General features: G+C 56.2%; 12 protein-coding genes. 9 read left to right on the top strand and 3 right to left on the bottom strand.

The genetic code is table 11. The features are described from left to right. Positions 1–28: 28 nt before the first annotated feature. Positions 29–1,099 carry an Mrp/NBP35 family ATP-binding protein gene (locus ASD8599_RS12675; protein ID WP_108828876.1) on the top strand — a complete coding sequence of 357 codons (1,071 nt, stop codon included), beginning with the start codon at positions 29–31 and terminating at the stop codon, positions 1,097–1,099. Here the strand turns inward: ASD8599_RS12675 and ASD8599_RS12670 are convergent. After that, positions 1,096–1,839: a hypothetical protein gene (locus ASD8599_RS12670; RefSeq protein WP_108828875.1), complete on the bottom strand. Its 744-nt coding sequence runs from the start codon at positions 1,837–1,839 to the stop codon at positions 1,096–1,098. The genes ASD8599_RS12675 and ASD8599_RS12670 overlap by 4 nt on opposite strands. A gap of 726 nt (positions 1,840–2,565) precedes the next feature. Here ASD8599_RS12670 and mraZ point away from each other — a divergent pair. The 8 genes from mraZ to murD all read left to right on the top strand — a co-directional run bounded on the left by mraZ (position 2,566) and on the right by murD (position 11,685). Next, entirely contained in the window at positions 2,566–3,057 is a 492-nt protein-coding gene (mraZ, locus tag ASD8599_RS12665) for a division/cell wall cluster transcriptional repressor MraZ (protein WP_108830164.1), read from the top strand. Continuing rightward, entirely contained in the window at positions 3,057–4,040 is a 984-nt protein-coding gene (gene rsmH / locus ASD8599_RS12660) for a 16S rRNA (cytosine(1402)-N(4))-methyltransferase RsmH (RefSeq protein ID WP_108828874.1), read from the top strand. Before mraZ ends, rsmH begins: the two co-directional genes overlap by 1 nt. After that, on the top strand, positions 4,040–4,393 hold the full coding sequence (gene ftsL / locus ASD8599_RS12655) for a cell division protein FtsL (protein ID WP_108828873.1): 354 nt from the start codon (positions 4,040–4,042) through the stop codon (positions 4,391–4,393). The genes rsmH and ftsL overlap by 1 nt, the downstream gene beginning before the upstream one ends. Further along, positions 4,390–6,177, top strand: coding sequence for a peptidoglycan D,D-transpeptidase FtsI family protein (locus ASD8599_RS12650; protein WP_108828872.1), 1,788 nt, complete (start codon positions 4,390–4,392; stop codon positions 6,175–6,177). The genes ftsL and ASD8599_RS12650 overlap by 4 nt, the downstream gene beginning before the upstream one ends. An 18-nt stretch (positions 6,178–6,195) precedes the next feature. After that, positions 6,196–7,680, top strand: coding sequence for a UDP-N-acetylmuramoyl-L-alanyl-D-glutamate--2,6-diaminopimelate ligase (locus ASD8599_RS12645; protein WP_108828871.1), 1,485 nt, complete (start codon positions 6,196–6,198; stop codon positions 7,678–7,680). Continuing rightward, entirely contained in the window at positions 7,677–9,098 is a 1,422-nt protein-coding gene (locus ASD8599_RS12640; protein WP_108828870.1) for a UDP-N-acetylmuramoyl-tripeptide--D-alanyl-D-alanine ligase, read from the top strand. Before ASD8599_RS12645 ends, ASD8599_RS12640 begins: the two co-directional genes overlap by 4 nt. A 31-nt stretch (positions 9,099–9,129) precedes the next feature. Beyond that, on the top strand, positions 9,130–10,212 hold the full coding sequence (gene mraY, locus ASD8599_RS12635; protein WP_108828869.1) for a phospho-N-acetylmuramoyl-pentapeptide-transferase: 1,083 nt from the start codon (positions 9,130–9,132) through the stop codon (positions 10,210–10,212). 72 nt (positions 10,213–10,284) lie between these two features. Then, complete coding sequence (gene murD, locus ASD8599_RS12630; protein WP_108828868.1) at positions 10,285–11,685, top strand: UDP-N-acetylmuramoyl-L-alanine--D-glutamate ligase; 1,401 nt, start codon at positions 10,285–10,287, stop codon at positions 11,683–11,685. On the opposite strand, the gene ASD8599_RS12625 is transcribed toward murD, so the two are convergent. Together ASD8599_RS12625 and ASD8599_RS12620 are read right to left on the bottom strand one after the other, a co-directional pair. Then, positions 11,682–12,788 carry a hypothetical protein gene (locus tag ASD8599_RS12625; protein WP_108828867.1) on the bottom strand — a complete coding sequence of 369 codons (1,107 nt, stop codon included), beginning with the start codon at positions 12,786–12,788 and terminating at the stop codon, positions 11,682–11,684. The genes murD and ASD8599_RS12625 overlap by 4 nt on opposite strands. Continuing rightward, entirely contained in the window at positions 12,785–13,954 is a 1,170-nt protein-coding gene (locus ASD8599_RS12620) for a BaiN/RdsA family NAD(P)/FAD-dependent oxidoreductase (RefSeq protein WP_108830163.1), read from the bottom strand. Before ASD8599_RS12620 ends, ASD8599_RS12625 begins: the two co-directional genes overlap by 4 nt. Between the last annotated feature and the right edge of the window lie 45 nt (positions 13,955–13,999).

Here is a 13,999-nt window from a genome sequence, read left to right as displayed (position 1 = left end):
AGTGACTACATTAAAGGAGACGCGCCATATGTCCGTGACCAAAGAAGACGTCCTATCCGCTTTGTCCCGTGTGGGGCTGCCTGGCGGCGATACACTGGTCAGTCGGGACATGATCCGAGCAGTCACGATCAACGGCGACAGCGTCAGTTTTGTGGTTGAGGCACCGTCGCCCGAAATCGCCGCCCAGATGGAAGGGGCGCGCAAAGCCGCAGAAGCCGTTGTGATGGAATTGGACGGGGTGTCTAAAGTGTCTGCCGCATTGACAGCGCATGGCCCCGCCGCAAAAGCCCCGCCGCCCAACTTGAAAATCGGGGGCCACCCCAAGCCACAAGACGGCCCAACCAAGCCGTCCGGCGTACAGCGCATTTTGGCGATTGGATCGGGCAAGGGTGGCGTCGGCAAATCTACTGTGTCTTCAAACCTTGCCGTCGCCTTGGCCAAACAGGGCCGCAAAGTTGGCCTGCTGGACGCCGACATCTACGGCCCCTCGCAACCGCGTATGATGGGTGTGAACAAACGCCCCGCGTCGCCGGATGGCAAAACGATCATTCCCTTGCACGCTCATGGTGTGACGCTGATGTCTATCGGTTTCATGATGGAAGAAGGCAAGGCGGTGGTTTGGCGTGGCCCTATGTTGATGGGGGCGTTACAGCAAATGCTGGGGCAGGTGGAGTGGGGCGAACTGGATGTTCTGCTTGTCGATTTGCCCCCGGGCACAGGTGACGTGCAACTGACACTATGTACCAAGTCCGAGCTGACAGGCGCGATTGTGGTGTCCACGCCGCAAGACGTGGCGCTGATTGATGCGCGCAAGGCACTGGATATGTTTGCGACGCTCAAGACGCCAGTACTGGGCCTGATCGAAAACATGTCGATGTTTGTCTGCCCCGATTGCGGGTCAGAACATCAGATTTTCGGGCAGGGCGGAGTTGCCGCCGAGGCCGACAAGATGGGCGTGCCATTGCTTGGGGCGTTGCCGATTGATCTGGACACGCGCCTTGCGGGCGACGGCGGCACACCGATTGCAGCAGGCGACGGGCCGATGGCGCAGGCCTATGCGCAGATCGCCAAAGGCTTGATTGACGGTGGGATGGCTTAAGCCGCTGTGTCGTTTTGCACGAGCTTAGCGTAGATTACTCTAATTAGGCTTAGTGAAAATAGGGTTTGAGCAAAGGCTACAAAGCTCTTACCGATTTCCCCTATCGCTTCATTCAGGAGTATTCCTATGAGTGTGAAAGCAATGAAGATTATCAAGTAGGCTGCGAAGGCTGCCCACTTTATTGTGGCCGTCGCGGCCCAGCTGTCTTTTATGGACATCTTTTTTTCAAGTGATGCGGCGGGTAGGATTAATGAGATGCGCAATCCAATCCAAATTGCGACTAAATACATCAAAACCGGAAGAAGCATTTGCACTGGTGAGCGGACGATACTTTCTGTCGTTCCAGTCAGCGTAAAGACAATCGCCCATATCGCCATAACTGCAAGCGCTGAGAATAACACAATTACGAAAAAGATGACCGAGTTGAGGGCATATTTTTTGAAAGGCGCGAAGGCAGAGGTCGTGTTGATTTTCGTGCTTGCAGTGCCCAGCAGAGCATAGCGGTGCCAACGCACGGCCAAAAGCACGACAGCGATGAAGTAAATGCCCCATGAGATGATTTTGGGGATAGGCGAAATGGCAAGAAACGTTGCCTTTGGCAAGAGGTGCTGCGTACCGAAAAGAACAGCACCGCTCAGAACAATGAGCAGGATGGGTAAAGCGCATAGGGAGGCGGTTTTTGTGAAGTTTTGAGAAACCAGCCGCCAACTGTCGCGCAGCAATGTAAGGATGTTTGTCATAATCGTTTTCAGTTTTTCTAACCATAAGCGACGCCTGGATGCTTGTACAAGGACGGTCAATCGTCGTTCGAATGGAATATTTAATCGCCAACCCGTTATGGGAATTCATGGTATTTGTAGCGATTTGCGCGAATCAAAGTGCAAAATTTGCTTGGAATGCGTGCGCACTTCGCGATATGTGACGTATCCAGCGCGAGAACGTAAAGAGAACATCAATTGCCTCCTAAAAATAATTAAATTTTTTTGGGAATTCATGGGCAGCTTTGGGGTATGTTCTGCTGGCACCAGATGTAGTGTTTGTGTAGACACAAATCCCAATTTGAGCCACAGAACTCCCCGATTTCACCACAATATCTTGTTTTTCAGACCTCTCGATAACCACCTGTAGTACCATTCTACCCAAATAATCCCTTGTCAGCCCATGCATTCCCATGGCATCCCTAGTGCATCGGATGAGAACGAGACCACGGGGCACCAAACGACCCCACACAAAAACAAAACTCTAGCAGGTTTCATACAGGCACCTCGCTTTCATCAGACCAAGAGATCCGGCGCGCGAGCGAGCAGACATCCCCCCAGGTGGCGCGCGCAGCTGGACTTCCCGCCAAGCGGGACAATGGCGGCGGGTTGATCAGTGGCAGCAGATCAACCCGCCGTTTTTACATCCACCACGGGGACATGAATTCAGTGCGGACGCGCACGCAAACAAGGGACGGAAGCAGGCCAGTGGCACGCAGGTTCAGAGGCGAAAGCGACCATAAGGTCGACACGAAGGGGCGGGTATCCATACCGGCCTCTTTTCGCCGTGTGATCGAAGCCTGTGACCCGGACTGGACCGACGGTTTGCCGCCGCGCATCATCCTTGTCTATGGCGGCGCGACGCGCGACTACCTTGAAGGCTTCACGATAGAAGCCATGGACGAGGTCGACGACAAAATTGCAAAATTCCCACGTGGGTCCGCCAAGCGAAAAGCGATGGAGCGTTTGTATTCCGCGCAATCCGTTGAGGTGATTGTGGACGATACAGGCCGCATCGTTTTGCCTGCCAAGCTGCGCGACAAAATCGGTCTGAATGGCATGGCGCGCTTTGTGTCTTCTGGCGATACGTTCGAAATCTGGACCCCCGAAGCCTACGATGACAGCATCGCGGCATTGGATGACGATGGGTTCGATCCGGATCTTGATCCTTCTGTCTATCTGGACGGGGACATGGAATAATGTCGGACCGCGGTCAGGAAACTGGGCCACATATTCCGGTGCTGATCAACGCGATTATCAAAGCCTGTGACCCTGTGCAGGGGCGCTGGCTGGATGGCACGTTCGGGGCAGGGGGCTATACCAAACATCTTTTGGATGCTGGCGCGGATCATGTCGTGGGTGTGGACCGCGACCCATTGGCGTTTGAAATGGCCGCCCCTTGGGTAGGGGACTACGGCGACCGTATTACCCTGACACAAGGCGTGTTTTCTAAGATGGACGACTATGCGCAGGACCTGGACGGGGTGGTTCTGGATCTTGGCGTTAGCTCTATGCAGCTTGATCTGGCCGAGCGAGGTTTTTCCTTTATGCGCGACGGGCCTTTGGACATGCGCATGTCGCAAGATGGGCTGTCTGCCGCCGATATCGTCAATGAAGGCGCCGAAGAACACATCGCGGCCATTCTGTTTCACTACGGTGAAGAGCGCGCGTCTCGCCGGATTGCCAAGGCGATTGTACGCGAACGGACGCTTGAACCTATCACGACCACATTGCGCCTTGCAGGCATCATAGAATCTTGTTTGCCGCGCCCCAAACCCAATCAATCCCATCCCGCCACGCGTAGTTTTCAGGCGTTGCGCATCGCGGTGAATGACGAATACGGGGAATTGTTTCAGGGGCTTATGGCCGCAGAGCGGGCACTGAAACCGGGCGGGCAATTGGCTGTTGTGACATTCCATTCCGTCGAGGACCGCATGGTCAAACGCTTTTTGACCGCGCGATCCGGCAATCAGGCCAACGCCAATCGTTTTGCGCCCGAAACAGAAAAACTGCCTGCGCAATTTACGGTCAAATCGCGCAAGGCGATTGCCGCGGACGCAGATGAGGTTGCGGCGAACCCGCGAGCAAGATCGGCCAAATTACGGGTGGCGACACGCACAGACGCGCCAAGCGGGTTGGTGGACGCAAAGGCGTTGGGCATGCCGACGGTCGAGGGCAAATAATGCGCACTGTATTGTATATATTGACAGTTCTAGGTGTCGTTGGTCTGGCCTTCTGGGCCTACCGCGAAAACTATGCCACGCAACAGTCTTTGGCCGAAACCGATCAGCTGCGTAAAGAAATTCGTGCCAGCCATGCGCGGTTGGCTGTTTTGCGGGCGGAATGGGCCTACCTGAACCGCCCCGACCGGTTGCGCGAATTGGCCGACATCAATTTCGACAGCTTGGGGCTGCTGCCCATCACACCTGACCAGTTCGGCATGATCGATCAAGTGTCATATCCCGTGGTTGAAGACGACGAAACGCTGCCCATTACCAATCCCGTTGATGTATCCAACACCGGAGACCAGCCATGATCCGTATCCCGTTACGCCCTCTGGCCCGTATCCTTGAAGCACGTGAAAATGGTGTGAACCCGGACGCGATTGAACGCGAAAACAAACGCATTCGTCATGAAGATATGCAAGCGCGGGCACGGTCCCGTGCCGAAGGGCGTCTGCTGGTGCTGGGCATGTTTTTCTTTTGCGCGTTTGCCGTTGTGGGTGGGCGTATGGGAATGCTTGCAACATCTGATCCGGTTGAACCACGTTCGGCCGCATTAGGGGCGAAAATCTCGGCGCAACGCGCGGACATTGTAGACCGCAATGGCAATTTGCTGGCCACCAACTTCGAAACGCATGCTCTTTACGCCCAACCGCACCAGTTGATTGACCCCGAAGGATCCGCCAAAGCATTGGTTGGTATTTTTCCCGATCTCGATCCTGCACGGTTGCTAAAGGACTTCACAGGAAAGCGTAAGTTTCTGTGGGTGAAAAAGAAAATCAGCCCCGAGCAAATGCAGGCCGTACATGATATTGGCGATCCGGGCCTGTTATTTGGGCCGCGCGACATGCGCTTGTACCCGAACGGATCTTTGGCCGCACACGTCATGGGCGGCGCGTCTTTTGGCAAGGAAGGCGTGTCAGCTGCCGAAGTCATCGGCGTTGCGGGAGTGGAAAAATATTTCGACGAGTATTTGCGTGATCCGGCCAATGGCAACCGGCCTTTGGAATTGTCGTTGGACCTGACGGTGCAAGCCGCAGCCGAACGCGTGCTTTATGGTGGCATGAAGCTTCTGAACGCCAAGGGTGCGACGTCCGTTTTGATGGATGTGCACACCGGCGAAGTCATTTCGGTTGTATCTTTGCCGGACTTTGATCCCAACAACCGACCACGCCCGATCACACAAGGCGACAAGGGTGACGACCCCTTGTTCAACCGTTCTGTGCAGGGCGTTTATGAATTGGGGTCGGTGTTCAAGATTTTCACAGCAGCCCAAGCTGTAGACCTTGGGTTGGTCAACCCGTCGACCATGATCAAAACAGATGGCCCGATGCGCGTCGGTGGTTATCCGATTGGCGAATTCCGCAACAAGAACTATGGCACGCTGAGCGTGACCGATATCATCGTGAAATCATCGAACCGGGGCACGGGCCGAATGGTTTTACAAATCGGGTCAAAGCGCCAAAAAGAATTTCTGAAGTCCATGGGTTTTTTTGAACCCACCGATTTCGAAATTGTCGAAGCATCGGGCGGCAAGCCTCTGTTGCCCAAACGTTGGACGGATTTGTCTGCTGTTACAATATCTTACGGTCACGGGTTGTCGTCGTCGCCCATGCATTTGGCGGCCGGATATGCCGCCATTGCAAATGGCGGATTTGCGGTAACTCCGACCATTCTGAAACAGGATGGCGCGAAACATGGTCCACGCGTCATGAGCACCAATGCGGCCTCTGCTGCGCGCACAATGCTGCGTAAGGTTGTGTCCGAAGGCACAGCCAGTTTTGCAGAAGTCGAAGGCTACGCAGTGGGTGGCAAAACCGGCACCGCCGATAAACCACGCCCGCGTGGCGGATATTACGACGACAAGGTGATTGCGACGTTCGCGTCCATTTTTCCCGCCCATGACCCCAGATACGTGCTGGTTGTGACGTTGGACGAACCGGTCGAGACATCAGGTGACAAACCGCGTCGCACCGCGGGTTGGACCGCAGTGCCTGTTGCCGCGGAAATGATCCGCCGCGTGGCCCCGTTGTTGGGGATGCGTCCAACCGTTGAACCGGTGTCCTTGGCTGATATAACGCTGACCAGCAGCAACTGAGCCGAAAAGGCAGCGGGCATGGTCACTCCGATCTCTATCTCTTTGAAATCTTTGGGTCTGATGGCCGTGGGGGACGCGAATCCGGTATTGGGGTCGATGGCGGTGGACAGCCGCGAGGTCCGTCCGGGCTGCTTGTTTTGCGCTATGCCCGGCAGCAACATCCATGGGGCGACATTTGTAAAAGCCGCGTTGGCCAAAGGGGCGGCGGCCATTTTGACCGATCCCGAAGGTGCTTTGATCGCAGCAGAGGCGTTGCGCGACGGGAATGCGGCGTTGGTTGTGTCTGAAACACCGCGCGAAACCATGGCGCGCACAGCCGCCTTGTTTTTCGGGGCACAGCCCAAAACGATGATCGCAGTCACAGGCACCAATGGCAAAACATCCGTGTCCACGTTTGTGCGCCAGATCTGGAACGAATTGGATATTGAGGCCGTCAACCTTGGCACCACGGGGGTGGAAGGATCGTGGGCTGCCCCTTTGAACCACACAACACCAGAACCGATCACATTGCACCGCACTTTGAAACAGGCAGCTTTTGAAGGCATCACCCATGCGGCGATGGAAGCGTCCTCGCACGGGTTGGACCAACGCCGTTTGGACGGGGTTGTTCTGAAGGCGGCGGGGTTCACCAATTTCACCCAAGACCATCTGGATTATCACGAAACATTTGGAGCCTATTTCGACGCCAAAGCGGGATTGTTCGCGCGCGTGCTGCCCGAGGATGGCACCGCTGTCATTAACATGGATGATGCGCACGGCGTTGATATGGTGGCGATTGCAACGGTGCGGGGCCAAGGTTTGATCACCGTTGGGCGGACAAGCGCGGACTTGCAATTGGTGGCACAACGGATGGATGCGACGGGGCAGGACCTGCGTTTTTCATATCTGGGAAAAACCTATCAGACGCGTTTGAACCTTTTGGGGGCGTTTCAGGCTGACAATGTCATGCTGGCCGCGGCACTTGTAATCGCTTGTGGCGCTAAACCCGACCATGTCTTTGACACGCTTGAACATCTCACCACTGTGCGAGGCCGGATGCAATTGGCCGCAACTCGTGCCAATGGGGCTGCGGTGTTTGTGGATTACGCCCACACACCCGACGCGGTGTCCACGGCGCTTTCGGCCATGCGTCCGCATGTGATGGGGCGATTGGTGGCAATTGTCGGTGCTGGCGGGGACCGGGATGCGGGCAAGCGACCTTTGATGGGGCGGGCGGCGGCGGAAAATTCGGATGTTGTGTTTGTGACCGATGACAATCCGCGCTCTGAGGATCCTGCATTGATCCGCGCGGCGGTGATGGAAGGCTGCCCAGAGGCCACGGAAGTGGGCGACCGCGCCGAAGCGATTTTGCGGGCCATTGACACCCTTGGTCCGGGCGACGCGCTGTTGATTGCGGGCAAAGGTCATGAAAGCGGGCAAATCGTCGGCGATGATGTGTTGCCCTTTGACGATGCAGAACAGGCAAGTGTTGCGGTTGCAGCCCTTGAGGGGAGACTGGCATGAGCCTTTGGACATCGGATGCGGCGGCGCAAGCCACTGGTGGCAAAGTCACTGTTCCGTGGAAGGCGACGGGCGTGTCCATCGATACCCGCACGATAGAACCGGGCGATTTGTTTGTGGCGTTGGAAGCGGCCCGTGACGGGCATGACTTCGTGGCCCAAGCCTTGGAGAAAGGCGCCAGCGCTGCGCTGGTCTCGCGCATCCCTGACGGGATGGACGAAACTGCACCGTTGCTGATTGTTGCAGATGTCTTGTCCGGGCTCGAAGCTTTGGGCGTTGCGGCACGGGCGCGCACCGATGCCCGTGTGGTGGCGGTGACAGGGTCTGTTGGCAAAACATCGACCAAGGAAATGCTGCGCGACATGTTGGGCGATCAGGGGCGCACCCATGCCTCTGTCGCGTCTTACAACAACCATTGGGGGGTGCCATTGACCCTGGCGCGGATGCCCGCGGACACCGAATACGCGGTGATCGAGATCGGCATGAACCACCCCGGCGAAATCGCGCCTTTGGCCAAGATGGCACGCCCGCATGTGGCGATGATCACCACGGTGGCGGCCGCGCATTTGGAAGCCTTTGACGACATTTCCGGCATTGCGGTCGAGAAGGCCAGCATCATGGAAGGGCTGGAATATGGCGGATCGGCTGTCATCAACAACGACATTGAAACGGCTGCAATCTTGCAATCCAAAGCGCATGACATGAAGCGCCGAGACATCGGGTTTGGCGAACACGGCTTTGATTACGTTTTGAAAAATGTGTCTATTCAAGGAGACACAACCGTTGTGCAAGCCGAAGCCTTTGAAAAGCCGCTGCTGTTCAAGATCAACACGGCTGGCCGGCACTTTGCGATGAACGGGTTGGGGGCACTGGCCTGTTGCGAGGCTTTGGGCGCTGATCTCGCGCTGGCGGCAGCGTCTTTGGGGCGTTGGTCGCCATACAAAGGACGCGGTGCACGCGAAACGATTGTGCTGGATCCTGTGGAGACCCACCTGACGCTGGAATTGATCGACGACAGCTACAACGCAAACCCCACGTCCATGGCGGCGGCTTTGGAAGTGTTGGCTGCCGCAGAGCCAGTCGATGATGTCGGGCGCGTGGGCAAGGGGCGCCGTGTCGCATTTGTCGGTGACATGAAAGAGCTTGGGTCGGACGAGGTGCCGCTGCACGCGGGCCTTGCGGACTTGCCGTTTGTTCAAGAACTGGACGTGATACATTGCATTGGCCCGTTGATGCGGCATTTCTACGATGCTTTACCCGATCAAAGGCGCGGGCAATGGGCGCAGACTTCGGATCAGATCGATGTCCGCACAAGCTTGGATGCGGGTGATGTGGTGTTGGCGAAGGGGTCTTTGTCGATGAAACTGGGGCTAATCGTTGACGCCATCCGTAAAATGGGCCATCCCCGTTCCAACGCATAAAAACACTAAATCGTGAGTAGAGGGGGCGGAAATGCTCTATTGGTTGACAGCACTTTCCGATGGGGGGGACTTTTTCAACCTGTTCCGCTACATCACGTTCCGCGCAGGCGGGGCTTTCATGACAGCGCTTTTGTTCGGGTTTCTGTTCGGGCAACCCCTGATCAACGTGCTGCGCCGCCGCCAAGGCAAAGGCCAACCCATTCGCGATGACGGCCCCGAAGGGCATTTTGCAAAAGCAGGTACACCGACCATGGGTGGACTGCTGATTGTGGGCGCTTTGACCACATCCACATTGCTGTGGGCGCGTTTGGACAACCCTTTTGTGTGGATCGTTTTGTTTGTGACGCTCAGCTTTGCCGCCATCGGGTTCGCCGACGACTACGCGAAGGTTTCCAAGCAGACGACGGCGGGTGTTTCGGGCAAAGTCCGTTTGCTTTTGGGGTTCCTTATCGCAGGGATCGCGGCCTATGTCGCAGCCATCAACCACCCGGAGGCGTTGCAAAACCAACTGGCTTTGCCTGTGTTCAAAGACACGCTGATCAACCTTGGCTATTTGTTCATACCGTTTTCGATCATCGTGATCGTTGGGGCTGCGAATGCGGTGAACCTGACGGACGGTCTGGATGGCTTGGCGATTATGCCTGTGATGATTGCAGCAGGGACTTTGGGCGTGATTGCCTATGCAGTGGGGCGCGTGGATTTCACGGAATATCTGGATGTGCACTATGTGCCTGGCACCGGCGAAATCCTGATCTTTACCGCAGGTCTGTTCGGCGGCGGATTAGGCTTTTTGTGGTACAACGCCCCCCCCGCTGCTGTTTTCATGGGAGATACGGGGTCATTGGCTTTGGGCGGGGCCTTGGGCGCGATTGCAGTCAGCACCAAACACGAATTGGTGTTGGCGATCGTCGGCGGCCTGTTCGTGGTTGAGGCAATGTCGGTGATCATACAGGTGCTCTATTTCAAGCGCACAGGCAAACGGGTGTTTTTGATGGCACCCATCCATCACCACTATGAAAAGAAAGGCTGGGCCGAACCACAGATCGTCATCCGGTTTTGGATCATCTCTTTGATCTTGGCAATGATCGGGCTGGCGACGCTGAAGGTACGGTAACCGGCACACGCCGAATGTCTTTTTCCTAAAAAAATCCTAGGGGTTTGGGGGCTAGCCTCCAATGTGCAAACGATGATTACAGTTCAAGGTCTATCGGGTAAAAACGTGGCTGTTCTAGGGCTGGGGCGCTCCGGCCTTTCTGCTGCTCTGGCGCTGGTTGATGGCGGTGCGACACCGATCTGTTGGGATGACAATGAAGCTGCGCGTGTGGCGGCGGAAACGCATGGGTTGACGTGTCGTGACCTTAAAAAGCAAGGTGCTTTTGATGATGTTGCACGGCTGATTGTGTCACCCGGTATCCCCCATCTTTACCCGGCGCCGAACCCCGTTGTGTCCAAAGCCTTGGCGGCTGGTGTGCCTGTCGACAATGACATCGGGCTCTTTTTCCAAAGCTTTGCCACATCGGACTGGAACAATTTCGACATCACCCCGCAAGTGGTCGCTGTGACGGGATCGAATGGTAAATCGACAACCTCAGCATTGATCCACCACATCTTGGAACATGTCGGGCGTCCATGTCAGTTGGCGGGCAACATCGGACGGGGCGTTCTGGATATTGATCCGCCTATTGACGGTGAAGTGGTGGTGCTTGAGCTTTCGTCGTATCAGACTGAATTGGCGCGCAGCCTCACTCCGGACATTGCCGTCTTTACCAACCTGTCCCCCGACCATCTGGACCGGCATCACGGGATGGGCGGGTACTTTGCGGCCAAGCGGCGGTTGTTCTCTGAAGGGGGCCCCGACCGTGCCATTGTCGGTGTGGACGAAGACGAAGGGCGCTTTTTGGCAGGGCAACTGTCCGAAGGGCCAACAGACGACCGTGTCATGCGGATTTCTGTCGAGGAAAAGCTGACAGGGCCGGGGTGGCAGGTCTTTGCACGCAAAGGGTTCTTGTCGGAGTACCGCAAGGGACGACAAGCTGCCTCCATAGATTTGCGCAGCGTTGCGGGATTGCCCGGCGCACACAACCATCAAAATGCCTGTGCGGCCTATGCTGCGTGCCGTGCTTTGGGGTTGGCCCCGAAGGTGATCGAAGCGGCGTTTCATACATTCGGCGGTTTGCCGCACCGCTCACAAACCATCGCCGAGGCGCAGGGCGTGCGTTATGTCAACGACAGCAAAGCCACCAATGTAGACAGCGCGGCCAAGGCGTTGCAGGCGTTTAAGCGCATTCGCTGGATCTGTGGTGGGCTACAAAAGGAAGGCGGGCTTGAGGGGTTGAACGCAGTGTCTGGCGAGGTGCTGAAAGCCTATGTGATCGGACGCGAAGCTGCACAATTTGCCATGCAGCTGGATGCTGAGACCCAAGTGTGCACGACAATGGCCGAGGCCGTTGCGGCTGCGATCGCGGATGCGGAAGCGGGGGATGTTGTTTTGTTGGCACCGGCCGCCGCCAGCTTTGACCAATACGATAGTTTTGAACGCCGCGGCGAAGATTTTGCAGCTCAGGTTGTGGCGCGGCTTTCCGACTAGGGAAGCGTTTTGGTCTCGTCGTGCAGTGGTTCTGCTGTGGCCCGCGACCAACGCAGCATGCGTTCCGTCGAATACAGTGGGCCCAGCAAAATCAACGCTGCAAACAATAAAAACACGGCGAACGCGGCGACGGTGTAAAGCACCATAACGATACGCATCAGCCCGCGTTCTGTGCCATCAAACACCTCTAGCAGCGAACCGTGTACGCCGATGATGTAAATGAACGCTGGCACGACACTCAGAAAAATCAGCGTAACGCGTCCGCTGTATGGGTTGCTTGCATCACCGTCCGCGGGTGTTTGTTGTCCACGTAGCTTGGTGAAGGCCACCAAAAGCAACACGATCGGCATAGCCGACGTCAGAAACAAAGGGTTGCCTTGCCCTTGGATAAATTGGTCTTTGATGGCGTCCCAGTAGGCCCAAAACGAAAGCTCCAGGTTGCTGACGGCCCAAATAAGCCAGGTCAATCTGTCGGCAATGATCTGGACAAATCCTGCAAAGATCAGCCCTAAATCAAAAGTTATGCCTTGAAAGATCAACGTCACGGATGCGTCTGCCGCAAGAATAGCCAGCGTTGTTACAAACAAAATGATGGCGTCTGCATTTGCCAGCGTGGCGAATATGCCTTTGTCGCGAAAGAAGGACGTGCAAAACAACAATAGGCACATGTCCATAAAGAAAACGACCAGATCACGGCCAGCCACCTGCCAAAGACCTGCAAAGTCGTAGACACGCAGCAGGTCCCCCCAAAATGTCCCATCCGCCGGTCCCCCAGTTGTTAAAAAGCTGACACCAGTGGGCATGAACAAGTTGCATGAAATCACCAGAATAAAAGCCCAGTAGGTCATCATCAGCGCCCATGCGACGGCCTCGCGAAGGCAGGGCCAAAACCGTTGGGTCTTGATCAGGGTCGTGTTGGTTTTGAGGGTGGCAAACAAGGCAATGAAAATCAGCGGTGCCAAGGTGGCCTGCAACATAAAATAGGTAATCACCGCGTCGCCCACAATCACAGCATAAATCACCCAAAGGATCGCGAACCACTTGGTGTAGGTCCATAGGCGGCTTGGCGGCAAGGCCATGTATCCGATGATGTTATCGCTCATAGGCTGCGCGCACAGGCCATGCCCGAGGCCCATGCCCATTGGAAGTTGTAGCCGCCAAGCCAACCCGTCACATCCACCGCTTCGCCAATGAAATAGAGGCCCGGCACATCTTTGCATTCCATTGTCTTGGACGACAGCGCATCCGTATCGACGCCACCCAGTGTGACCTCAGCAGTGCGATACCCTTCGGTGCCGTTGGGGGACAGCTGCCAGTTCTGCAACGCCTCGCAGATTTGCCCAAGCCGTGCGTCGGATTGATCGGCAAGGTTTCCGCTCAGGGCCAGCTCGTCCGTTAGAAATTCAACCAGCCGCCCCGGCAGTAACGTGGCCAGTTCGGTCGTCAAGTTCTTGCGCCCCGAAGTCTGACGCTTGTCGCGCAGCGCCTGCATCAGTGTGTTGGCGGGGTCAATGTTCAAGGTGATGACATCGCCTTCGACCCAATAGCTTGAGGCCTGCAAAACAGCGGGGCCGGAAAGACCACGGTGCGTAAACAACATCGCTTCGTCGAATTGTCCCGCACCTGCAGTTACGCGGGACGGCAAAGCGACGCCAGCCAACGGCGTAAACCGGTTCTCGGGGAAGGTAAAAGGCACAAGGGCAGGACGGATGTCCGTCACAGGGATAGAAAATTGGTGCGCCACATCATAGGCGAACCCGGTGGCCCCCATTTTCGGGATTGATTTGCCGCCTGTTGCGATGACGAGGTTCTTGAAGGAGAGACGCGTTTGCGTGCTGCCAGTCACCAACGTGGCGCTGTACCCGTCGGCATTTTGCTCAATTGCCTTCACGCTGGTTTCAAGCCGGACCTCAGCGTCGTTTTTGGCGCACAGATCCAGCAGCATGGCGACAATGTCTTTGGCAGAAACGTCACAAAAAAGCTGGCCCAACGTCTTTTCGTGCCATTTGATGCCGTAGCTGTCCACCAGTTCGACAAAATCCCATTGCGTGTACCGCGCCAGCGCCGATTTGGCGAAGTGGGGATTTTGCGACAAAAAGGCGTGGGCCTCGCAATACATGTTGGTGAAATTACAGCGCCCCCCGCCAGAAATACGGATTTTCTCTCCCGGTTTTTTGGCGTGATCCACGATCAGCACGTGTCCGGGGGCATGGGCCGCACACATCAGGCCCGCAGCGCCCGCGCCAATGATCAACGTGTCAGTTTGCATGGTTTTGCAGTGCCAGAGCGGCCCAAAGGGGTCAAGCCGTCTTGG

Origin of the sequence: Ascidiaceihabitans donghaensis (assembly GCF_900302465.1) — a bacterium.
Taxonomy (GTDB): domain Bacteria; phylum Pseudomonadota; class Alphaproteobacteria; order Rhodobacterales; family Rhodobacteraceae; genus Ascidiaceihabitans; species Ascidiaceihabitans donghaensis.
This window is presented reverse-complemented; position numbering and strand designations above follow the sequence as displayed.

Excerpts from the sequence above, each read along its gene's own strand:
- ASD8599_RS12675 (WP_108828876.1), top strand. The coding sequence starts at position 29 with ATGTCCGTGACCAAAGAAGACGTCCTATCCGCTTTGTCCCGTGTGGGG.
- ASD8599_RS12670 (WP_108828875.1), bottom strand. The coding sequence starts at position 1,839 with ATGACAAACATCCTTACATTGCTGCGCGACAGTTGGCGGCTGGTTTCT.
- rsmH (WP_108828874.1), top strand. The coding sequence starts at position 3,057 with ATGTCGGACCGCGGTCAGGAAACTGGGCCACATATTCCGGTGCTGATC.
- ftsL (WP_108828873.1), top strand. The coding sequence starts at position 4,040 with ATGCGCACTGTATTGTATATATTGACAGTTCTAGGTGTCGTTGGTCTG.
- ASD8599_RS12650 (WP_108828872.1), top strand. The coding sequence starts at position 4,390 with ATGATCCGTATCCCGTTACGCCCTCTGGCCCGTATCCTTGAAGCACGT.
- ASD8599_RS12645 (WP_108828871.1), top strand. The coding sequence starts at position 6,196 with ATGGTCACTCCGATCTCTATCTCTTTGAAATCTTTGGGTCTGATGGCC.
- ASD8599_RS12640 (WP_108828870.1), top strand. The coding sequence starts at position 7,677 with ATGAGCCTTTGGACATCGGATGCGGCGGCGCAAGCCACTGGTGGCAAA.
- mraY (WP_108828869.1), top strand. The coding sequence starts at position 9,130 with ATGCTCTATTGGTTGACAGCACTTTCCGATGGGGGGGACTTTTTCAAC.
- murD (WP_108828868.1), top strand. The coding sequence starts at position 10,285 with ATGATTACAGTTCAAGGTCTATCGGGTAAAAACGTGGCTGTTCTAGGG.
- ASD8599_RS12625 (WP_108828867.1), bottom strand. The coding sequence starts at position 12,788 with ATGAGCGATAACATCATCGGATACATGGCCTTGCCGCCAAGCCGCCTA.
- ASD8599_RS12620 (WP_108830163.1), bottom strand. The coding sequence starts at position 13,954 with ATGCAAACTGACACGTTGATCATTGGCGCGGGCGCTGCGGGCCTGATG.